Origin of the sequence: Mesorhizobium sp. B2-4-7, from assembly GCF_006442685.1 — a bacterium.
Taxonomy (GTDB): domain Bacteria; phylum Pseudomonadota; class Alphaproteobacteria; order Rhizobiales; family Rhizobiaceae; genus Mesorhizobium.
Genome location: NZ_VFVH01000009.1, coordinates 227,375 through 249,192 on the forward strand (window position 1 = coordinate 227,375; position 21,818 = coordinate 249,192).

Here is a 21,818-nt window from a genome sequence, read left to right on the forward strand (position 1 = left end):
CTGATCTTTGCCCTTGAGTTTCCGCTGAAATTCTTGAAGCTCTTTCAAGTCGAGTGCTGCTTTCGCATGGGAGCTGGCCGCGCATACGATGCTTGCGGGAACACAGAACATATCCGGGAACCCGGATGGGAGGCACTGTGAGTGCAAATCATAACGGAGCGAATCTGCTTGAGGTTCGCGGCCTTACCAAGATTTTCGGCACGCTGACGGCGTGCGATCATGTCGACCTCGACATCGCCAAGGGTGAGATCCACGCGCTGCTCGGCGAGAACGGCGCCGGCAAGTCGACGCTGGTCAAGATGCTGTTCGGCTCGCTGGAACCCAATTCCGGCGAGATCTTCTGGAATGGCCAGGCCGTCCGAATTACCAGCCCGGGCGTCGCGAAAAAGCTCGGCATCGGCATGGTATTCCAGCACTTCTCGCTGTTCGAGGCACTGACGGCGGCCGAGAACATCGCGCTTTCCCTGGATGACGGTTCGCCGATCAGCAGCATCGCGGCCAAGGCGAGGGCGCTTTCCTACAGCTATGGCCTGCCGCTCGATCCGGAATCGCTGGTCGGCGACCTGTCGGTGGGCGAGCGCCAGCGCATCGAGATCATCCGCTGCCTGCTGCAGACGCCGCAGCTCATCATCCTCGACGAGCCGACTTCGGTGCTGACGCCGCAGGAGGCCGACAAGCTGTTCGAGACGCTCGAACGTCTGCGCTCGGAAGGCAAATCGATCCTGTACATCTCGCACCGGCTGGAGGAGGTCAAACGCATCTGCGACCGCGCCACCGTGCTGCGGCACGGCAAGGTGGTCGGCCACTGCAATCCGCGCGAGGAGACCGCCGCGTCCTTGGCCCGCATGATGGTCGGCAACGAAGTGCAGGCCGTGGTGCGCGCGCCGGTCGCGGGCATCGAAACGGCACAGTCCCTGCTCGAAATCCGCGGCCTCAGCCGCAAGCCGGCGACGCCGTTTTCGATCCCGCTCAAGAATATCAATCTCACCGTCCGCGCCGGCGAGGTGATCGGCATCGCCGGTGTCGCGGGCAACGGCCAGGGCGAGTTCTTCGAATCCGTTTCCGGTGAAGTCCTGCAGCCGGATGCCGCCTCGGTGCGCATTCGCGGCAAGGATGCGGGCAGCCTCAGCATCACCGGGCGCCGGCTGCTGGGTGCAGCCTTCGTGCCGGAGGAGCGCCTCGGCCATGGTGCCGCCCCGCGCATGCGGCTTTCGGAAAACCTGCTCCTGTCGCGCCATGCCACCGACGGCAAGACCTTCGTCGGGACGGGCGGAATGGTCAAGAGCGGCACCGTCTATGCCGCCGCCCAGCGCATCATCGAGGCGATGGACGTGCGCAAGAGCGCGCCCGATCCGGAGGCGTCAGCGCTGTCCGGCGGCAATCTGCAGAAATTCATCGTCGGCCGCGAACTCGACCGCAGGCCTGACGTCATGGTGGTCAACCAGCCGACCTGGGGTGTCGATGCAGGCGCAGCCGCCCATATCCGCCAGGCACTCATCGAACTGTCCCGCAGCGGATCGGCGGTGTTGGTCATCAGCCAGGATCTCGACGAGCTGTTCGAGATATCGGATGCGATCGCGGTGATGCACAATGGCGAACTGTCCAGGCCGCTGGCGATCGCCGAGGCGACCTTCGAAAAAATCGGCCTGCTGATGGGCGGCGCCGAACCAGGCCACGCCGAACACACGCTGGAGACGGCATGATGCGCCTCGAACTCGTCAAACGGCCGCAGCGCTCGGCGCTGTTTTCCATGCTGTCGCCATTCATCGCCTTCGCGCTGACGATCATCGCGGGCGGCATCATGTTCGCGCTGCTCGGGGTCAATCCGTTCAGCGCGTTCAACATCTATTTCATCGAGCCGGTCAGCCAGGTCTGGCAGTTGCACGAGCTGGCGATCAAGGCGGCGCCGCTGATCCTGATCGCGGTCGGCCTGTCGGTCTGCTACAAGGCCAACATCTGGAACATCGGCGCCGAAGGCCAGTTCATCTTCGGCGCCATCTTCGGCTCGGCCGTTCCGGTGCTGTTTCCTGGGTTCGAGGGCCCATTGGTGCTGCCGCTGATGCTTCTGCTGGGCATGGTCGGCGGTGCCGCCTACGCGGCTATCCCCGCATTTCTGAAAACCCGCTTCAGCACCAACGAGATCCTGACCAGCCTGATGCTGGTCTATGTGGCACAGCTCTTCCTCGACTGGCTGGTGCGCGGACCCTGGCGCGACCCGCAGGGCCATGGCTTCCCGCAGACCATCCAGTTCGGCGATTCCGCCATCCTGCCGGAACTGATGCCGGATGCCGGCCGCGCCAATTGGGGCTTCGTGTTCGCGCTGGTCGCGGCGGTGCTGGTGTGGCTGATGATGAGCCGCATGCTCAAGGGTTTCGAGGTTCGCGTGCTCGGCTCCAGCCCGAGGGCAGGGCGCTTCGCCGGCTTCGGCCTCAACCGCATGGTCTTCTTCGCCTTCCTGTTGTCGGGCGCCCTGGCCGGGCTTGCCGGGATATCGGAAGTTTCCGGCGCCATCGGGCAACTTCAGCCCGTCATTTCGCCCGGCTACGGCTTCACCGCCATCATCGTGGCGTTCCTTGGCCGGCTCAATCCGCTCGGCATCGTCGCGGCGGGCCTGGTGCTGGCCCTGACCTATCTCGGCGGCGAGGCGGTGCAAAGCGCGCTCGGCATCTCCGACAAGGTGGCGCGCGTGTTCCAGGGCATGCTGCTGTTCTTCGTGCTCGGCTGCGACACGCTCATCCATTACCGCATCCGGTTGATCGGTCTGGCGCTGACCAAATCGGAGAGTGCCGCGAAGCTCGAGGCCGCGCCAAAGTTGAAGGAAGCCCGCTGATGGACATCACCGTCAACATCCTCCTGACCATCGCCACGGCGGCGACGCCGCTGCTCATTGCGGCGATCGGGGAACTGGTGGTCGAACGCTCCGGCGTGCTCAACCTTGGCGTCGAAGGCATGATGATCATGGGCGCCGTCGGCGGTTTCGGCGCAGGCTATCTGACCGGCTCGCCCTGGATCGGGCTCTTGGCGGCCATCGCCATGGGCGCGCTGTTCTCGCTGCTGTTTGCCGTCATGACGCTGTCGCTGGCCACCAACCAGGTGGCGACCGGCCTGTCGCTGACACTGCTCGGCCTCGGCCTCTCCGGCATGATGGGAACCAGTTTCGTCGGCCAGCCCGGCGTCAGGTTGCCCAATCTCGATATTCCCGGGCTCAGCTCCATCCCGGTGGTGGGCAGACTGCTGTTCGGCCAGGATCCGCTGTTCTACATCTCGATAGCGCTGACGGCGGCGGTGATGTGGTTCCTGTTCCGGACGCGCACCGGGCTGACGCTGCGCTCGATCGGCGACAGCCACGCCTCGGCGCATGCGCTCGGCATCAGGGTCATCCGCTACCGCTATCTCTCGGTGATCTTCGGCGGCGCCTGCGCCGGTCTTGCCGGCGGCCATCTCTCGCTGGTCTACACCCCGCAATGGGTCGAGAACATGAGCGCGGGCCGCGGCTGGATCGCGCTTGCGTTGGTGGTGTTCGCGTCCTGGCGGCCGTGGCGGGTGCTGGCGGGCGCCTATATCTTCGGCGCGGTGTGGATCGGCCAGCTTCATGCACAGGCTTTTGGCATTCCAGTGCCTTCGCAACTGCTTTCTTCGTTGCCCTATCTGGCGACCGTCGTGGTTCTCGTTCTAATCTCGCGCAACAAGCGTCTGACGATGATGAACACACCGGCTTCCTTGGGGCAGCCATTCGTTCCGGATCGTTGACAACAATAACAAGACGGGAAGCTCCAAGGCTTAACTCAGAGAGGTAACACGATGAAAAAACTGCTTATTGCCCTGATGACGACGACAGCGGCATTTTCGCTGGTCGCGTCCGCGGAGGCCGCCGACAAGCTGAAGGCATGCTGGGTCTATACCGGCCCGATCGGCGACTTCGGCTATTCCTACCAGCACGACCAAGGCCGCCTCGAAGTCGAAAAGGCGCTCGGCGACAAGGTCGAGACCGCCTATCTGGAAAACGTCTCCGAAGGCCCCGATGCCGACCGCGCTTTCGAGCGCTTGGCGCGCGAGGGCTGCAAGATCATCTTCGGCACGTCCTTCGGCTTCATGGATGCAGAAGTGAAGGTCGCCAAGAAGTTCCCCAAGGTGATGTTCGAGCACGCCACCGGCTACAAGACGGCGGACAATCTCGGCATCTATAATGCGCGCTTCTATGAAGGCCGCTATGTGCTCGGTCAGATCGCGGCCAAGGAATCGAAGTCCGGCGTCGCCGGCTACATCGTCTCCTTCCCGATCCCGGAAGTGGTGATGGGCATCAACTCCTTCATGCTCGGCGCGCAGTCGATCAATCCGAATTTCAAGGCTAAGATCGTCTGGGTGAATTCCTGGTTCGATCCGGGCAAGGAAGCCGATGCGGCCAAGGCCCTGTTCGACCAGGGAGCCGACATCATCGTCCAGCACACGGATTCGACCGCGGCCCTGCAAGTGGCCGAGGAGCGCAAGCTGCACGGATTCGGCCAGTCCTCCGACATGATCAAGTTCGCGCCGAACGCGCAGTTGACTTCGCTGACCGACGAATGGGGACCCTATTACATCAGCCGGGTTCAGGCAGCCATCGACGGCACCTGGAAGCCCGACAATGTCTGGCTCGGCATCAAGGACGGCGCGGTGAAGCTCGCGCCCTACACCAATATGCCCGACGACGTGAAGGCGATGGCCGAGGCGACCGAGAAGAAGATCGCCGGCGGCTGGAACCCCTTCACCGGACCGATCGCCAAGCAGGACGGCTCGCCATGGCTGAAGGACGGCGAGGTCGCCGATGACGGCACGCTGCTCGGCATGAATTTCTACGTCAAGGGTGTCGACGACAAGCTGCCGCAATAAGCTCTACGTACGTTCGTCAGGGAAGGGCGCCGCGAGGCGCCCTTTTCATTCGGCGGCTTGCGCTACCGGGACATGGCGAAACCGCACCAGGCCGGCGTCCACCACGAGGCTGAGCCGGATCCTGAGCCAACGCTGCACCGGCCGCTCGAAATAGCGCCAGATCGTCCACGACACCAAAACCATGAGCGCCACGCCGGTCCACGCTGCAATCCATTTTCCGGCCAGCGGCGTCAAGGCGTTGATGAAGAGATAGCCGGCATTCTGGTGAAGGAGGTAAAGCGGGTAAGTCAGCCCGCCGAGAGCCAGCGTGAGCGGCGACGGTCTGATCCGGTCGCGCAGCAGGACAGCGCCGATCAGCGCCGCGTGCATCGCTAGGTTGGCGGCCACGAGATGGGCGGACGAGACCGCAATGCCATAATGCCCGATCATCCACTGTTGCGTCACCGATAGCGTATAGCTGGAGAGCACGAAGGCGGCCGCCAGCAACAGCAAGGCCGGCACTGAGCGACCATGCGCGTGGAGATGATGGACCAGCATGCCGGCGGCGAAGAACGGCCCGAACTCGGTGAGAAACAGAAGCCGCGCAGCGCCGCTGCCGAGGAAGAGTTCGTTGATGGCCGAGATCGCCAGCCAGCCGAGGATCAGCCCCAATTTCCATCGCTGGAAAACGCCGGCAATCAGGGCCAGCGTCACCCAGCCGTAGAAAACCACTTCAAGCACGACCGACCAGTAGACGCCGTCCATGAAAGGTTGGCCGACGGCCGGCGCGAACATTGTGAGATTGGCGAGATACTGGCTGAAGGAGGCTGGGAGCAGCGGCGTGCCGGAAAAGGCGATGACCGCGAAGCTTATCGTCATGCAGAGCAGAAAGCCCGGATATAGACGCGCGAAACGCGCGACGGCGAACTCTTCCCAGCCGCCGCCTTCCGCCGACCATGCGATGACGAAACCGCTGATCAGAAAGAAAAGATTGACGCCGAGATAGCCGTACAGAGCGAGTGGCGCGGCATGAGGATAGCCCGCCGTGAGAAAGCCGTCTGCTGCCGCGCCGCGGAAGAAATAGTGAAACAGCACGACGGCCAGCGCCGCCGCCAGCCTCAACAGGTCCAGCGTCGCGATATAATCCTGGCGGACAGGTCTGGGGTCCATCCTGAGTTCCTGCGTTTACGGTCCGGAAACCATAAGGCAGGCGGCGGCCAAACAGGGTAAATGGCCGGAACTATCGCGAAATGTGGTAAATCGTGGTCCTCAGACGGCCGAACCGTAGAGATCATAGGCGTCGGCGCGATCGACCTTGACGGTGACGATGTCGCCGGCGCGCAGCGGGCGGCGCGACTGGATATGGACGGAGCCATCGATCTCAGGCGCATCGTATTTGGTGCGGCCCTTGGCCGATGTGCCATGCGCTTCGTCGATCAGCACCGGCAGGCGCTTGCCGACCTTCTTGGCCAATTGCGTCGCCGAGATCTTCTGCTGGCGCTGCATGAAGCGGTGCCAGCGCGCCTCCTTGATTTCCTGCGGCACCTGCTCAAGGCCGAGTTCGTTGGAGCGCGCGCCCCGTACAGGTTCATATTTGAAGCAGCCGGCGCGATCGATCTTCGCTTCGTCCAGCCAGTCGAGCAGCATCTCGAAATCCTCGTCGGTCTCGCCGGGAAAGCCGACGATGAAGGTCGAGCGGATGGCGAGGTCGGGACACACATCGCGCCAGCCGCGAATGCGCTCGAGCGTCTTTTCGCCATGTGCCGGTCGGCGCATGTTCTTCAACACCTGCGGCGACGCATGCTGGAAGGGGATGTCGAGGTAGGGAAGGATTTTTCCCTCGGCCATCAGCGGGATGACGTCGGCCACGTGCGGGTAGGGGTAGACATAGTGCATGCGCACCCAGATGCCGAGCTTGCCCAATTCCTCGGACAGGTCGAGGAACTTCGCCCGCACTTCACGATCACCGAACATGCTGGCCTGGTATTTGATGTCGATGCCGTAGGCACTGGTGTCCTGCGAGATGACGAGGAGTTCCTTAACGCCGGCCTTGGCCAGTTTCTCGGCTTCACGCAGCACATCGGCCGCCGGCCGCGAGACAAGGTCGCCGCGCAGCGCCGGGATGATGCAGAAGGTGCAGCGATTGTTGCAGCCTTCCGAAATCTTGAGATAGGCATAGTGGCGCGGCGTGAGCTTGACGCCTTGAGGCGGCAGCAGATCGATATAGGGATCATGGCTCGGCGGCGCAGCCTCGTGCACGGCCGCCATGACGCTCTCATAGGCCTGCGGACCGGTGATGGCGAGAACGTTGGGATGCTTCTCGCGAATGACATCGGGCTCGGCGCCCAGGCAGCCGGTGACGATGACCCTGCCGTTCTCCGAAAGCGCCGAACCAATGGCGTTGAGCGATTCATCACGGGCGGAATCGAGGAAGCCGCAAGTGTTGACCACGACGAGATCGGCACCGTCATGCTTGCGCGCGATCTCATAGCCCTCGGCGCGCAGGCGCGTGATGATGCGTTCGGAATCCACCAGGGCTTTGGGGCATCCGAGACTGACGAAGCTGACGCGCGGGGCGGACATGGGCAAGGTTCCAATGGACATGAACCGGAAACGCTGATCCGGCTCGAAGTCTCGACATATAACGGTTTGCACGGCTCTGGCGGGAGCTCAATTCGGGCGGCGCAATAGCACGGCTCGCCCGAACAGGCAAACAGGCAAGCTCTGCGACATCGGCGATCTCGTTGTGCGGATCGAAGCGAAGAAGCCGAAAGCCGTTGGTTCGCGGCTCTTACAAAAAGCGAATTGCCGGGTAATGGCAGCCAGTCAACGCGACTTTCAGCGCTATGATTAGGACTCACTAATATGCTATAGGCAGAATGGTGAGGGGCTAGTCCCATGAGACAGTTGCTAGGACATATTGCATTGGCGTGGCTTGTGCTGCCCGGCGATGCGGACGCACACGGTTGGTATACGGGCAAGACCGATCCCGTTCTTCACTATGACTGCTGCGGAAACAAGGATTGCCGCCCCATCGATTCCAACGATGTCAGGATGACCAAAGACGGCTATTTTGTCAGGCTGCACCCTACCTACTTGAATGAGCCACAAGAAGCAGAGTGGTTTATCCCGAGAGAACGTGTCCAGGCTGCGCCCGATGATCGATACCACATCTGCGAGCGTCTAATGACGTTTTATCGAACGATCATTCCCCATATGAAGTTTGATCCTTACCAGCGATATAGGTGGACGTGCTTCTTCGCGCCGATGGGCACCGGTTCAATCCCAATTAGAATGAACCACTACGCTGCAATTTCAAACTGACCAACATCGGCGGGCGCGAGGGTTCCAGATCAGTGGCCGCTCGACCCGAACCATGGCGCCAGGAAAGCGAATTGGTCGGGAAACTGCTGCACGGCGCCGTCGAGAAGCATCTTCACGGCGACGTAAAGGATGATCAGTAGGCCGATATAGGCGATCCAGCGGTATTTGTGCAGCAGGCGCGCGACGAAGGACGCGGCGAAGCCCATCAGCGCAATCGACAGAGCGAGGCCGATGATCAGCACCGTCGGATGGTTCATGGCCGCACCCGCGACGGCCAGGACATTGTCGAGCGACATCGAGACGTCGGCAATGACGATCTGCCACGCGGCCTGCGAGAAGGTCTTGCGCGGCGACTTGCCGGCGATGGTCCCATCCTTGTCGAAATCGCCATTCGACAGCGCTTCGGTCGCGTCGCGCTCCTGCTCGTGGCTGACACCCAGCTCCCGCCACATCTTCCAGCACACCCAAAGCAGCAGCAGGCCGCCGGCGATGAGGAGCATGGGGCCAATTGTCAGCAGCCATTGCGTGATCAGGGCGAAGAAAATGCGAAGGACGGTGGCCGCGATGATGCCGACCAGAATGGCCCGTTTGCGCTGACTGGCCGGCAAGCCGGCCGCCGCAAGGCCGATGACGATGGCGTTGTCCCCAGCCAGCGCAAGATCGATCGCGATAACCTGAAAAAGAGCCGATAAGCCTGCGGCAGTAAATATTTCCATCGACCTGGAAGCCCTTGCCTGTTCGCCGAGTGTTCGTTGTCGATCGCCCAGCCCGCCCTAAAGACATGGTTCCTTGCCGTCAAGACATCGCTTCGGGCAACGCCGCAAAACCGCTTTCGTTGCAGCGGCGCCATTGAGGGGATTCGACAATCACGGGCAGGCGAGCCGAAACGGCAATGAAAACCTAGTCGTAGCGCCTAATCGTAGAGATTGTATTTTGCCCAGTCGGTCTCTGGAATCTCGTCGCCGATGCGGTAGCGGAGCTGTAAAACCTCCATATGGTCCGGCGCCGTCTCGCACTTGAATTTCAGCCGGTACCATTGCCCCTTGCTGCGGAAGGCGGCTCCTGGGCTCTTAATGGCGTCGTCGCTCATGACCGGCGTGGCAAAGGCGTAAGCGACCACCCGATCCGCCTTGTACTTGCGGTCGTCATGGGTGATCCGGTCGAGGACTTCAGCATCACAGCGCTGTTCGAGGCGGGTTTGCGGGTCGAGTTTCAGGAGGCCTGCGCGCAAGGCGCTGTCCATGGCGTTGGCCGGAAAAGCCAGGGTCAAGAACGCCATGACCGTCGTGCAGAGTGTCTTCATGGGCGGGACAAGCAGCATATTTTGTCTGAAAAATCAACCAAAGGGCCGGGCGTTGTCCCGCGCTCAGCCACTCGGCGCGTTCAAAATCCCGTGTCGGGATTCATCGTGCGACGGCTGCGGCCAACGCATCAGCGAGGCACGGCCGGCGTCGGTCAGATCGTAGACGCCGCGGTCGACGCGCGCGAACCAGCCATAGACATTGTGCAGCAGGATTTTCGGCGCAAGCGGCGTCAGCGCCTTGAGATCGCGCGGGCGCTTGGGCCCGTCGGCCAATGCCGCGGCGCAGGCGAGGGCGCTTTGGCGGTATGCTGTCATGATGGGATTGCGCGATCCCCCGCCCGCGACCGGATCGCCGCGGCGCCGGCGATGTTCGTCGACCAGCCGCGAGCGGCGCCGTGGGTTCTTGCGCGGCGTGACGGTGACCGGGCTCAGAAGCACCTCGACCCGGTCGCTCGCCGTTACGCCGAGCAGGCCGAAGCCAAGCCGGCGGCAAAGATTGCGGAACCGGGCGTCGCTCTCGCGTCCCTTGCCCCTGGCCGACATGCGCGCGGCCAGCCACACCTCGTCGCAGGCGGTCGCGCGGTCGACGCCTTGCAGCACCAGTTCGAGATTGAACGCCAGCTTCAACTCGCAAATGACGACGACGGGCGGCTCCCCCTCACGCAGCGCGACAATGTCGCAGCCGCCGATCTCGCCCTTCACGGCAAAATCCAGGCTTTCGAGAAACCGCTTCACCGGCGCGTAGAGTGAGGTTTCGTTCATAGGCCCAAGGCTTAGCCGATTCGGCACGAAAAGCCTCGGGAGCAGGCCTACATGCCTTTCCGGGGTCCGCCGAACCATCGTGATGCGGCTTGAGCGGCTTCCTCCGGGTTGGGGTCATCCCCAGCGGCCCAGGCCACGAAGCCATCGGGGCGCACGAGCACGGCGCTCAGGCCCAGTTGATCCTTGGCCTTACCGGCGACGTAGGTGATCCGGTCGCCCCAGCGGCCTGCAAGCGCTTCAAGCGATGGGCGAGCGTCAAAGTCAAGGAACAGGCCCTTGCCCGGGCTGAGGAGCCCGCCGATTTTTCTTCCTTGGATCAGCTCGAAATCGGGAACACTGCGCCCGACCAGCCGGTGGCCGCTGCCAGGATCGTAGCGAAGAGAAATACCCCATACCCGTTCGGCGAAGTATGTCGCGCCGTCGCGCGTGTCGATCAGGTCACGGATGATGGTTTCGAGCGCGCGCGTTGCCGGGCTTGGCCGCATGAGCGCGACCTGGGCGCGCGACCAGTCGAGGATTTGCGCCCCGACCGGATGGCGTTCGCTGACATAGCTGTCGAGCAGACCGTCCGGCGCGTCGCCGCGGATGGTGGCGGCCAGCTTCCAGCCAAGGTTCATCGCGTCGCCGAGCCCGAGGTTGAGACCCTGGCCGCCCAAGGGAGAATGGATATGCGCGGCGTCGCCGGCAAGCAGCACTCGTCCCTTGCGGTAGGTCGTTGCCTGGTGGGCGCGATCCGTCCAGGTGGCGGCGAGTTTGAGGGCCGTCAGCGTGAGGTCCGCGCCGGATACTCGGCGCAAAACCGCCTGCACGTGGTCGCAGGTGATTGGCTGGGTTCGGTGGAAAGCCCCACCATCGAACTCGACCATCGCGACAGTACCGGGTCTTTGATAAGTGTACATGCCGGTCGGCGTGTAGTGGCGGCCGGGCGTGAGCCTGTCCGGGTCGGCCATTTCGATCTGAACGGAATAGCCTGTGAATTCCGGATCGGTACCGACGAACGCGAAGTCGCCGGCCTTGCGCACCGTGCTGCGCCCGCCGCCACAGCCGACGAGCCAAAATCCCCGAAAAATCTCACCGCCGGCGCGAACGGTCACGCCTTCATGCGTCTGATCGAAATCCTCGACACCGAAGCCGCGCCTGATCTCGACTCCCATTGCGATTGCGCGCGCGGCCAAGACTGATTCGAGATGCGCCATTTCGACCGCGATTGCGGCGGTGGCCGAACCTGGCAGGCGGTAGGGCCATTTCGCGGCGTCGATGGCATCGTGGAAGAACTGGATACCTGCGAAATGGCCGCCCGGACGGCGCGGTTGATTCAGCCAGTGCGCGCCAGTCGCAGCGCCACCGTTGCCCGTCCCATCCCTCGCACTTTGTGGAGCGACGATGTCGTCCCGCAGACCGCGACGGTAGAGGGCTTCGATGGTGGGCACCGAGAGGCCGCGCAGCCCGAACGGAAGCTGCTTCAACGGGGAGTGCGGGTCTTCGGCTTGCTCCAGCACCAGCACCGAGAGGCCGGCGAGGCGCAACTCACAGGCGAGGAACAGACCGACAGGGCCTGCACCAGCGATTACTACATCATGGGAATCGAGATGGCGGTTGTGCATGAACTGCTCCTTTGTCGATGTTCGACCGGAGCGTTCCTCGGATTTGAGAACCACACCGACGAACGATTGGACGCGAGAGAAGCGTCCGATGTTCGTCGTGGGGATCTCCTGCAGGAGGCCAAAGACCAGAGCTTTCGTTACCGAAAGGACTTGGGCTTACCAAACCAAGTCTGCCTTTTCCGACAGCGGCTCTATAGCGTTGCGGTGAGCTATCCGCAACAGACGGGGTTGCGGCCGACGCCGAACGGAATCATGGCCGCTCAGGCTTGAACCGATGAAGCGCCGCCCGATGCGTTGTCCGATTCGTTCGTCTAGTGGCAATTTCGCCGTCGGTCGGTTTGAATGGAATGCCATTCCGACTCCGGCCGTATTGCCGCAGCGAACAGCCCATATTTGCGTTTCGGCCGTCGGGGTCACGCCCTGTTTAGGTCGTCGGCGAAGGGAATTTCGGTTCTCCAATATCGGCGCAGAAAGCGCCAAGTGCGCCGGAGCGCCGATATTGTTTTCCGTTTCAACCAGGGCATGTTTTCCAAATTGTCCGGGAATCGCACGGCGCTGTGCTGTGTAAGCGCGCGCGAGTCGACCAGATCAGATCCTTTCGGATACAGATGGAACGACTGGATGCAGAGCGCAGGTAGTATTTGATACGTCTTCAGACCTCTGGTGACGCCACAGGCAGGATTAAACATCACGTGGTCTACGGGATCGGAGAATCGCTCGGTCAGCTTTAACAGCCGTTCTGCCGCCGCTTTCGAGATTATGTATCCACCCGTCCCGAAGTGAAGGCTACGCAGGAGGCTAAGGCGGAAATCGCCGGGTAGCATAGAAACCACGCGGTCCAGCCACACCCTTCCCAGGACCGTCTCTAGTTTAACGATATCGGCGTCGACGGGAATCCAACTGGTGTCGTTGCCAACGAATCTAGGTAAATGCGAGGAGATGATCACATCATCCTCGAAAACGGAGCCAAACGGCTCGAGGCCCGAAGCAATTTCCTCCCAGCATCGTCGGTGGCTGAGAAAACAGCCCACCTCTTCTTTGGTTAGCGAAACTGCGCCGGGCACCGGCTGGTAAACGTCCGACATCCTTTTTTCGCTAAGCAACTTTCCATCAACCGCCGGAATTCTTTCAAATTCCAAACCAATCGACGCAAAGCGTCCATACATCCGTCCCGACCTAGCCGGACTCCGGTCTAGGTTAATTACATAGGAATTCACGAAAAGCCCCCCGGCTTTTGCAGTCACTGCTGGGCGGTTATTTCATTGCTGATACAAAATCAAGGTATTCGGTTTGGTCCAGAGGCGTTGGCAGCGCGAGCCGAACTGGTGCTTGCTGCTCCTACGCAGCTCCGGTAAGAAATACGGTCGTAATCAAGGTGCTACCGGTGAATTCGCAGACCTGATGAAGATCACGGAAAGACGTTCTCTCTGAGTGAAACTTTCATTGACTACGAACTGCTGCGCTGCTTTGGCGCTGACACCTCAAAAAGCAGGGCGCCGTTCCCGTGGCGCAACCCTAAGGGCTTCCTTACGGCGGACGGCTTTCGCGCGCTCTGTGACGACTTCCCGAAGCTTGAACTGTTCGAGTACCGCAGCAACATCCGTCGCCTCCACAGCCAACGTCCGCACAACAGCCGGACTTTTGCGGTCGCAAGCTGGCCGCCCATCTGTGAGCAGCAGCGCAGGAACAGCGCATTGAACCATTACGCGGTGGCGTTGCACGCGGCGGAAATTTTTATGCAAATGGCGGAGGGAGTGGGATTCGAACCCACGGTGAACTTGCGCCCACGCCGGTTTTCAAGACCGGTGCCTTAAACCGCTCGGCCATCCCTCCAGCGACATCTCTTCGCCAACGTCACCCGATCCGATATTCGAGCCTAGCGGCGAATGAAGAGAGCCATCTTGCTGATGCTCTAGTGTGCCCGGCAAAGATCTGTCAACCGGCATGCGTGGACCGCATGTTTCCCGGCAGCCGACGCCGGGCAGGGTGGCGTCACAATCTTGCCCGGTTCCGGCCACAATCGATTAATAGCGTGATAAACAATTCCTGCGCACAAAGGACAGGGGTTCGAGGCGTCGTTGGTCTTGGTCAGGTAAGCTTTGGCTCCTGCGACGTCCAAGCCGCGGCGTTTTTGGTCGAGACTGTAGGGGACATCAGGAAATGCAAACTACGGCGCGCCCGCGTCTACGCCGTGCTTGCGCTTTCGCGCTATTCACCATGTCGGCAGCCTTGCTTGCCGCCTGCGCGTCGCAGCCTGAACCAAAAGGGATGGTCCACAAGAAGACCCGTTCCAAGGAATATTTCGCCGAAACCGAATATGGCGTGAAGGCCAGCCCTCGCGTCGCCTTCATGCGGCGTGGCGGCGGCCGCGACCAGCTCGGAAAACCCTACCAGGTTCGCGGCAGGTGGTACTATCCGAAGGAAGACAAGCACTATGCCAAGGTCGGCCTGGCGTCGTGGTACGGCGATGCCTTTCATGGACGGCTGACCGCCAACGGCGAAGTCTACGACATGAGCCATCTGACGGCGGCGCACCCGACCATGCCTCTGCCGAGCTACGCCCGCGTCACCAATCTCAAGACCGGCAGTTCGGTCATCGTGCGCGTCAATGATCGCGGTCCCTACCACCAGGGCCGCATCATCGATGTCTCGGAACGCGCCGCCCAGATGCTCGACTATGCCAATGTCGGCACGGCCGAGGTGAAGGTGGAATATGTTGGCCGCGCGCCGCTCGACGGCAATGACGACCAGTATCTGATGGCCTCCTACCATCCAGGCAACAGGATACCGGATCCGTCGGACGGCCTGCCGACCGGCGTCATGGTGGCCATGAACGGACCGTCGCCCAGCCCGCCGGTGGGCGCTGCCGCCGTGCCGTTTCCGGGTCAGCTGACGAATTCCGATATGATTCCGCAAGGGCAGGTGCCGGCACAATCGCCGGCCTTGGGTGACCTGGCGCTGCCCGACTTCGGTCCGATCGTGCCGGAGCGTCCGGATATCGGCCTGCCGCCGCAATCGCCGTTTTCGGTGGCCTCGCTCTCCTATGCCGACGAGCGCGTGCGGAGCGCCGATGTCTTTGCCGCACTTGGCGACGACGGCATGTCGCCCGCCGACATCCTGCGCTCATGGAAGAGCGCCAATCCCCAGGCGCCATCGCCGGCCTATGTCGCGGCCGGCACCTTCGATGACGCCACCGAGGCAAAACGCGTGGCGGCCGCGCTCGAGCCCTTCGGCAGGATCGAGATCCAGCGGTCCGAATTCGACGGCAAGGACTGGTATGCGGTGAACCTCTATCCGGACGGCCATGGCGGCGTCGACGATCTGCTGCAGGCGGCCTGGTCGCATGGTGCGCCGGACGCCCTGGCCGTGCGCAACTGATCTATTTTTCCGGCACGGTTGATCCCGCGGAAAAAACCCTGATAGCCTAGCCGCGCCAGAACCGGCAAACGGGTCGAGATTTCATGCAGTTGCGCGTCTTTCCGCCTTTGGCCGGATTTCTGGGATTGGCCCTGCTGCTGTTTTGTGTCGCGCCCGCCAGTGCGCAGCTTTTCGAGACCAAGGCAACCCAGGCCTTCATGATCGACGCCGAGACTGGAACGGTGTTGTTTTCCAAGGACGCCGACAAGCCGATACAGCCGGCCTCGATGGCCAAGCTGATGACGATGGAAGTGGTGTTCAACGCCGTCAAGTCTGGACGCCTGACCCTCGACGACACGTTCGTGGTGAGTGAAAACGCCTGGCGCAAGGGCGGCGCCCCTTCGGGAACGTCGACAATGTTTGCCAAGCTCAAATCGGCGGTCCGGGTCGAGGACCTGATCCAGGGCGTGACGGTGCAGGCGGCCAATGACGGCTGTATCGTGCTGGCCGAAGGCTTGGCCGGATCCGAGGACAATTTCGCCGCGCAGATGACCGAACGCGCCCGCCAGATCGGCCTGGCCAAATCGACTTTCGTCAATTCGACCGGGCTGCCGGCGGACGGCCAGCAGACGAGCGTGCGCGAACTGGCAATGCTGGCTTTGCATCTGTGGCGCGACTATCCGGATCTTTATCGCTACTACGGCCTGAAGGATTTTACCTGGAACAAGATTTCTCAGAGGAATCGCAACCCGCTGCTGGCGATGGACATCGGCGCCGACGGCCTGGCGGTCGGCAGCAGTGAGGTGTCCGGTTTCGGCATAGTCGGCTCGGTCAGCCACAATGGCGCGCGGGTGATCGCGGCGATGAGCGGGCTCGCCAGCGACAAGGAACGCGCCGAGGAAGCGCGCAAGCTGCTCGAATGGGGTGCCCGTTCCTTCGAGAAGACGCAAATCTTCGCCAAGGACGAGGTGGTGGGCCAAGCTCAGGTTTTCGGCGGCATTAAGGCCGGCGTGACGCTGAAGGCGAAAGGGCCGATCGCCATCTTCCTGCCGGTAACCAACCGCGACAAACTGACGGCGAGCATCGTCTATGACGGACCGGTTGCCGCACCTGTGGAGGAGGGGCAGCCGGTAGGCGTGCTGCGGGTCTGGATCGGCGACACACTGAGCCAGGAGACGCCGCTTTTCGCCGCCGAATCGATCGGCATCGGCACGCTGCCGCAACGCGCCCTCGACGCCGTCAAGGAACTGGCCGTCGGCTGGCTCCGCTAAAGCGCGTCGCGCTGAACCGGATTCACGCTATGCGCTTTGGCGTCTTTGTTTATGCATGTCGTTCTCTCCAGCCGAGGTCACTTTTGAGCGGCATGCGATAACGCCGGCGGCATGGACGTTTCCCCGAACGCGGACTATCTAGAGCGCTAGAATCCATTCAAATAAGGGACAAAGGCCTTTCGGTTGGCACGCGGATTTTTCATCACCTTCGAAGGCGGCGAAGGAGCAGGCAAGTCGACGCAGATCGAGCGGCTGGCGGGAAAGATGCGCGCCAAGAAGTACGACGTCCTCGTCACCCGGGAACCGGGCGGCTCGCCGGGCGCGGAAGCGGTCCGGCATGTGCTGCTCTCGGGCGCCGCCGAGCCGTTCGGGCCGAAGATGGAAGCGCTGCTTTTCGCGGCGGCGCGCTCCGACCATGTCGAGCAGGTCATCCGCCCGGCGGTCGAGCGCGGCTCCATTGTCCTATGCGACCGCTTCCTGGATTCCTCGCGCGTCTACCAGGGCGTCACCGGCGGCCTCGACCCGGTGTTCATGGAGACGCTGGAGCAGGTCGCCATCAATGGCATGATGCCCGACATGACGCTGATCTTCGACATCGATCCCACGGAAGGCCTGAGACGCGCAACAGTGCGTCGCGGCGCCGGCGCCGGCCCCGATCGCTTCGAAAAGGAAACGCTTGCCATCCACCAGGCGCGCCGCGAGGCGTTCCTGGCGATCGCCGCGGCCGAGCCGGAGCGCTGCGTTGTGATCGACGCATCCGCCGCTCCCGATGCGGTGGAAAATGTCGTCACCGCCACGGTGTTCGCGGCGCTGGAGGCGAGGGCGCCCATGCGCAACAGACAGACCGCACCCGCATGATCTTCGAACGCATCGCGCCGGAACAGCATGACACGCTGGACGGCGTCCCTGAACCGTCCGAAACGCCACGCCTGGTCGGGCACGGGCAGGCCGCCGCCATGCTCGCCGCCGCCTATCGCGCTGGAAAGCTGCCGCACGCGCTGATCTTCACCGGACCGCTCGGCATCGGCAAGGCGACGCTCGCGTTCCATCTGGCGCATCATCTCCTGAAGCATCCGGCCTTCGAGCAGGCGCCGGAGACGCTCGCCGTTCCCGATCCGGCGTCCTCGCTGTTTCGCCAGATCGCCACCGGCGCGCATCCCGGCGTGCTGCACCTGACGCGGCCGCTGAACGACAAGACGAAGAGCTTCAAGACGGTCGTCACGGTCGACGAGATCCGCAAGGTCAATCGCTTCCTGTCGATGACTTCGCATGACGGCAGCTACCGGGTGGTGATCGTGGACCCGGCCGACGACATGAACACCAATGCAGCCAATGCCTTGCTGAAGAATCTTGAGGAGCCGCCGGCGCGAACGCTGTTCATCCTCATCGTCCATGCACCGGGCAGCCTGTTGCCGACGATCCGCTCGCGCTGCCAATTGGTTCGGCTGTCGCCGCTCGATGCCGACGAGCTGATGGCGGTGCTGGAAACTGCCGAGCCGCCTCCGCCGGACGATCCGGCCGCGCGGACAGCCCTTGCCGCGCGGGCAGGGGGCAGCGCCCGCAATGCGATCCTCCTGACGCAGTATGGCGGGTTGGAGATCGCCGAAACGCTGGACGCCCTGGTGAGCGCCGGCAAGAGCGACATCGCCGGCGCCTATCGCCTTGCCGAAGTCGTGGCCGGGCGCGACCAGGCGATCCAGTTCGATATCTTCAACCGCCGCGCGCTCGATCTGTTGTCCGATGCGGCGAGCCGGGCGGCGCTGGCCGGCGATCTCGCACGAGCCAAAACGCTGTCGGACACTTGGCATGAGGCGCTGGACGCTATATCTGAGATTGATACCTACAATCTCGACAAGAAGCAGCACGCCTTGACCATGATCGACCGCCTGAAGTCTGCAATGCGAATGTGAGGTTCCCTCGGGATGGCAATCGCCGCCCCGATGCGATATCCACCGCCACGCCTTCCATTCAGACATTCATGACGGTTCATTCATGTCACGCGATACATACTACGTCACGACCGCGATCTCTTACCCCAATGGCAAGCCGCATATCGGCCATGCCTACGAATTGATCGCCACCGATGCGCTGGCCCGCTTTCAACGGCTCGACGGCAAGCAGGTCTTCTTTCTCACCGGCACCGACGAACACGGCATCAAGATGCTGCAGACGGCGAAGAAGGAAGACATTTCGGCGCGCGAACTGGCCGACCGCAATTCGGCTGAGTTCAAGCGCATGGCGACCGCGCTCAACGCCTCCAACGACGATTTCATCCGCACCACCGAAGAGCGGCACTACGCGGCCTCTCAGGCGATCTGGAAGGCGATGGCCGCCAATGGAGACATCTACAAGGGCGGCTATGCCGGCTGGTACTCGGTGCGTGACGAAGCTTATTACGGCGAGGAGGAAACCGAGGTTCGTCCCGACAATATCCGCTATGGCCCGCAAGGAACGCCGGTCGAATGGGTCGAGGAGGAAAGCTATTTCTTCCGGCTTTCGGCCTATCAGGACAAACTGCTGGCGCTCTACGAGGGCCAGCCGGATTTCATCGGCCCGGCCGAGCGGCGCAACGAAGTGATGAGCTTCGTCAGATCGGGACTGAAAGACCTGTCGATCTCGCGCACGACGTTCGACTGGGGCGTGCCGGTGCCCGGCGACGAAAAGCACGTGATGTATGTCTGGGTCGACGCGCTGACAAACTACATTACCGGCGTCGGCTATCCCGATGAAAAAGCAGATGATTGGAAATTCTGGCCGGCCGATGCGCACATCATCGGCAAGGACATCGTGCGTTTTCACGCCGTCTACTGGCCGGCCTTCCTGATGTCGGCAGGCATTCCGCTGCCGAAGCGCGTCTTTGGCCACGGCTTCCTGTTCAACCGCGGCGAGAAGATGTCGAAATCGGTCGGCAACGTCATCGACCCCTTCACCATGGTAGAGCATTACGGGCTCGACCAGGTGCGCTATTTCTTCCTGCGCGAGGTGCCGTTCGGCCAGGACGGCAGCTACAGCCACGAAGCGATCGTCAACCGCACCAATGCCGACCTCGCCAACGGCATCGGCAATCTGGCGCAGCGCTCGCTGTCGATGATCGCCAAGAACTGCGGCGGCGTGGTGCCGACGCGCGGCGAGCTGACGGATGCCGACAAGGCAATCCTCGATCAGGCGGCGGCCGCTCTTGCCGCCGCGCGCAAGGCAATGGCCGAGCAGGGCATCCATCTGGCGCTGGCGTCGATCTTCGGCGTGGTGGCCGAAGCCGACCGGTATTTCGCCGGACAGGAACCCTGGGCACTGAAGAAGACCAACCCCGAGCGCATGCAAACGGTGCTGTGGACAACGGCCGAGGTGGTCCGGCGCGTGGCGATTCTGTGCCAACCCTTTATTCCAGGATCGGCCGCGAAGCTGCTTGACCTGCTGGCGGTGCCGGCAGACGAGCGCAATTTCGTGCATCTCCACGCCGACCATGCGCTTGTGCCGGGCAGAGCGTTGCCTGTGCCAGAAGGCGTGTTTCCGCGTTATGTCGATCAGCCGGAAGCGAACGGCTGATGCTCGTCGACAGCCACTGCCATCTGGATTTTCCGGACTTCGCCGAGGAGCGGGCGGCCGTCGTCGCCCGTGCCCTGGCCGCCGGGATCGGCCGCATGGTGACGATTTCGACGCGCGTGAAGCGATTTCAGCAAATACTTGAAATCGCTGACGCTTTCGACGAAGTGTACTGTTCCGTCGGAACCCATCCGCACAATGCCGCCGAAGAGCTTGACGTGACGACGGCGGATCTCGTGCGCCGGTCCGCCCATCCCAAGGTGGTGGCGATCGGCGAAGCCGGGCTCGACTATTTCTATGACAAAGCGCCCCGCGATGCGCAGGCGCAGGGTTTGCGCAACCACATCGCCGCTGCTCGCGAGACGGGCCTGCCGCTGGTCATCCATTCGCGCGACGCCGACGACGACATGGCTCATATCCTTGAGGAAGAAACAGGGAAGGGCGCCTTCCCGTTCGTCCTGCACTGTTTTTCGTCGGGACGCAGGCTGGCCGAGGTCGGCGTCTCGCTGGGCGGCTATGTTTCGTTTTCCGGCATCCTGACCTTCAAGAATTCGGCCGAAATACGCGCCATAGCCGCCGACCTGCCGCACGACCGGCTGCTGGTGGAGACCGATGCGCCATATCTCGCGCCGATCCCATTTCGCGGCAAGCGCAACGAACCCGCTTATGTCGCGCACACGGCCAGGGTTCTGGCCGAGACGATCGGCATCAGCGAAGGTGAAATCGCAGCTTTGACGACCGATAATTTCTTCCGGCTGTTCGGCAAGATGCCGCGCCCCGCCGAGCAAAGCGCCTGAACGATGACAGACCGGCTGCGCCTCACCATTCTCGGCTGCGGCTCGTCACCGGGCACGCCGCGCATCACCGGCGACTGGGGCAATTGCGATCCGCACAATCCGAAAAATCGGCGCATGCGCACGGCAGCCCTTGTCGAGCGGATTGCCGAGAGCGGCGCCCGCACCACCGTCGTCATCGACACAGGACCGGATTTCCGCCAGCAGATGCTGATGGCCTCGGTCAAACGCATCGATGCCGTCGTCTACACCCATCCACATGCCGACCACATCCACGGCATCGACGACTTGCGCGGCTTCGTGCTCGACCAGCGGCAGCGGATCGATATCCATGCCGACCAGCCAACGATGCTGCGGCTGCGCCAGGCCTTCGGCTACTGTTTCGAGACGCCGCCAGGCAGTTCCTATCCACCGATTGTCGACGCCCATATCATCGATCACACAAAGCCGGTCGTGATCGAAGGCGAGGGCGGTGCCCTCACCCTCGAGCCGCTGCCGCAGGTCCATGGCGACATCATATCGCTCGGTTTCCGCATCGGCGGACTAGCCTATTGCCCCGACATCAGCGATTTTCCGGCTGCCACCGCCGAGCGGCTGCGTAATCTCGATGTCCTGATCATCGACGCGCTGCAGTACAGGACGCACCCGAGCCATCTGTCGCTTGGCCAGGCGCTTGAGTGGATCGAGCGGCTGGCCCCGAAACAGGCTGTGCTGACCCATATGCATGGGCCGCTGGACTACGCTACCGTGATGGCTGAGACTCCGGCAAATGTCGAGCCGGCATTTGATGGCATGGCGCTTGAAATTCGTTATAGATCAGACAGATAGAATATTCTCTTCATAGCTGATGGCACTGATCGCCTGGCAGCGAGCCGCCGATACAGGTCCGATGTCGAGATCTTGCACCTGGGATCGCCACACGGCCGCCGCCAGTTCGCTGTCGCTTCAAGATTGCAAAATGCCAAAAGAGGATTGCATTGTCAGGCCGGTGGATGCTTGTCGATCTGCATTG

The 21,818-nt window shown here is 62.4% G+C and carries 19 protein-coding genes and 1 tRNA gene; 12 read left to right on the plus strand and 8 right to left on the minus strand.

Annotation, left to right across the window (positions count from 1 at the left end):
- Positions 1-125 precede the first annotated feature (125 nt).
- The 4 genes from FJ946_RS22950 to FJ946_RS22965 are packed head-to-tail and all read left to right on the plus strand — an operon-like array spanning position 126 to position 4,869.
- The gene (locus FJ946_RS22950; RefSeq protein ID WP_181167574.1) at positions 126-1,703 is read left to right on the plus strand and encodes an ABC transporter ATP-binding protein; all 1,578 of its coding nucleotides are present in this window, start codon (positions 126-128) and stop codon (positions 1,701-1,703) included.
- Positions 1,700-2,830 (plus strand): ABC transporter permease, encoded by a 1,131-nt coding sequence (locus FJ946_RS22955; protein ID WP_140498602.1) that lies wholly within the window; start codon positions 1,700-1,702, stop codon positions 2,828-2,830. Before FJ946_RS22950 ends, FJ946_RS22955 begins: the two co-directional genes overlap by 4 nt.
- Positions 2,830-3,750, plus strand: a complete 921-nt coding sequence (locus FJ946_RS22960; protein WP_140498601.1) for an ABC transporter permease — start codon at positions 2,830-2,832, stop codon at positions 3,748-3,750. The genes FJ946_RS22955 and FJ946_RS22960 overlap by 1 nt, the downstream gene beginning before the upstream one ends.
- 51 nt (positions 3,751-3,801) lie before the next feature.
- Positions 3,802-4,869, plus strand: a complete 1,068-nt coding sequence (locus FJ946_RS22965) for a BMP family ABC transporter substrate-binding protein (RefSeq protein WP_140498600.1) — start codon at positions 3,802-3,804, stop codon at positions 4,867-4,869.
- A gap of 45 nt (positions 4,870-4,914) precedes the next feature.
- Here the strand turns inward: FJ946_RS22965 and FJ946_RS22970 are convergent, their stop codons facing one another.
- Together FJ946_RS22970 and rimO are read right to left on the minus strand one after the other, a co-directional pair.
- Entirely contained in the window at positions 4,915-6,018 is a 1,104-nt protein-coding gene (locus FJ946_RS22970; protein WP_140564551.1) for an acyltransferase, read from the minus strand.
- 99 nt (positions 6,019-6,117) lie between these two features.
- Positions 6,118-7,431 (minus strand): 30S ribosomal protein S12 methylthiotransferase RimO, encoded by a 1,314-nt coding sequence (gene rimO / locus FJ946_RS22975; RefSeq protein WP_140498598.1) that lies wholly within the window; start codon positions 7,429-7,431, stop codon positions 6,118-6,120.
- Positions 7,432-7,746: 315 nt separating this feature from the next.
- On the opposite strand from rimO, the gene FJ946_RS22980 reads away from it, so the two are divergent.
- The gene (locus FJ946_RS22980) at positions 7,747-8,172 is read left to right on the plus strand and encodes a hypothetical protein (protein ID WP_140561200.1); all 426 of its coding nucleotides are present in this window, start codon (positions 7,747-7,749) and stop codon (positions 8,170-8,172) included.
- Positions 8,173-8,201: 29 nt separating this feature from the next.
- On the opposite strand, the gene FJ946_RS22985 is transcribed toward FJ946_RS22980, so the two are convergent.
- The 6 genes from FJ946_RS22985 to FJ946_RS23010 all read right to left on the minus strand — a co-directional run bounded on the left by FJ946_RS22985 (position 8,202) and on the right by FJ946_RS23010 (position 13,674).
- Positions 8,202-8,888: a TerC family protein gene (locus FJ946_RS22985; protein ID WP_140498596.1), complete on the minus strand. Its 687-nt coding sequence runs from the start codon at positions 8,886-8,888 to the stop codon at positions 8,202-8,204.
- A gap of 197 nt (positions 8,889-9,085) precedes the next feature.
- Positions 9,086-9,493, minus strand: coding sequence for a DUF930 domain-containing protein (locus tag FJ946_RS22990; RefSeq protein WP_140498595.1), 408 nt, complete (start codon positions 9,491-9,493; stop codon positions 9,086-9,088).
- Between the two features lie 45 nt (positions 9,494-9,538).
- Positions 9,539-10,237, minus strand: a complete 699-nt coding sequence (locus FJ946_RS22995; protein ID WP_140557216.1) for a DUF2161 family putative PD-(D/E)XK-type phosphodiesterase — start codon at positions 10,235-10,237, stop codon at positions 9,539-9,541.
- 47 nt (positions 10,238-10,284) lie between these two features.
- A complete protein-coding gene (locus FJ946_RS23000) occupies positions 10,285-11,841 on the minus strand; it encodes an FAD-dependent monooxygenase (RefSeq protein ID WP_140564553.1) in 1,557 nt (518 codons plus the stop codon).
- A gap of 413 nt (positions 11,842-12,254) precedes the next feature.
- Positions 12,255-13,085 carry a glycosyltransferase family 25 protein gene (locus FJ946_RS23005; protein ID WP_140564555.1) on the minus strand — a complete coding sequence of 277 codons (831 nt, stop codon included), beginning with the start codon at positions 13,083-13,085 and terminating at the stop codon, positions 12,255-12,257.
- A 499-nt stretch (positions 13,086-13,584) separates the two neighbouring features.
- A tRNA-Ser gene (locus FJ946_RS23010) sits at positions 13,585-13,674 on the minus strand.
- A 327-nt stretch (positions 13,675-14,001) separates the two neighbouring features.
- Here FJ946_RS23010 and FJ946_RS23015 point away from each other — a divergent pair.
- The 7 genes from FJ946_RS23015 to FJ946_RS23045 all read left to right on the plus strand — a co-directional run bounded on the left by FJ946_RS23015 (position 14,002) and on the right by FJ946_RS23045 (position 21,634).
- A complete protein-coding gene (locus tag FJ946_RS23015; RefSeq protein WP_140564556.1) occupies positions 14,002-15,219 on the plus strand; it encodes a septal ring lytic transglycosylase RlpA family protein in 1,218 nt (405 codons plus the stop codon).
- Between the two features lie 83 nt (positions 15,220-15,302).
- Positions 15,303-16,469 (plus strand): D-alanyl-D-alanine carboxypeptidase family protein, encoded by a 1,167-nt coding sequence (locus FJ946_RS23020; RefSeq protein ID WP_140564558.1) that lies wholly within the window; start codon positions 15,303-15,305, stop codon positions 16,467-16,469.
- A 183-nt stretch (positions 16,470-16,652) separates the two neighbouring features.
- Positions 16,653-17,327: a dTMP kinase gene (gene tmk, locus FJ946_RS23025; RefSeq protein WP_140561191.1), complete on the plus strand. Its 675-nt coding sequence runs from the start codon at positions 16,653-16,655 to the stop codon at positions 17,325-17,327.
- Positions 17,324-18,379: a DNA polymerase III subunit delta' gene (locus tag FJ946_RS23030; RefSeq protein WP_140564560.1), complete on the plus strand. Its 1,056-nt coding sequence runs from the start codon at positions 17,324-17,326 to the stop codon at positions 18,377-18,379. The genes tmk and FJ946_RS23030 overlap by 4 nt, the downstream gene beginning before the upstream one ends.
- Before the next feature lie 82 nt (positions 18,380-18,461).
- Entirely contained in the window at positions 18,462-20,015 is a 1,554-nt protein-coding gene (gene metG, locus FJ946_RS23035) for a methionine--tRNA ligase (RefSeq protein ID WP_140564561.1), read from the plus strand.
- Positions 20,015-20,809: a TatD family hydrolase gene (locus tag FJ946_RS23040; RefSeq protein WP_140525183.1), complete on the plus strand. Its 795-nt coding sequence runs from the start codon at positions 20,015-20,017 to the stop codon at positions 20,807-20,809. Before metG ends, FJ946_RS23040 begins: the two co-directional genes overlap by 1 nt.
- Before the next feature lie 3 nt (positions 20,810-20,812).
- Positions 20,813-21,634 (plus strand): MBL fold metallo-hydrolase, encoded by an 822-nt coding sequence (locus FJ946_RS23045; protein ID WP_140564563.1) that lies wholly within the window; start codon positions 20,813-20,815, stop codon positions 21,632-21,634.
- Positions 21,635-21,818 lie beyond the last annotated feature (184 nt).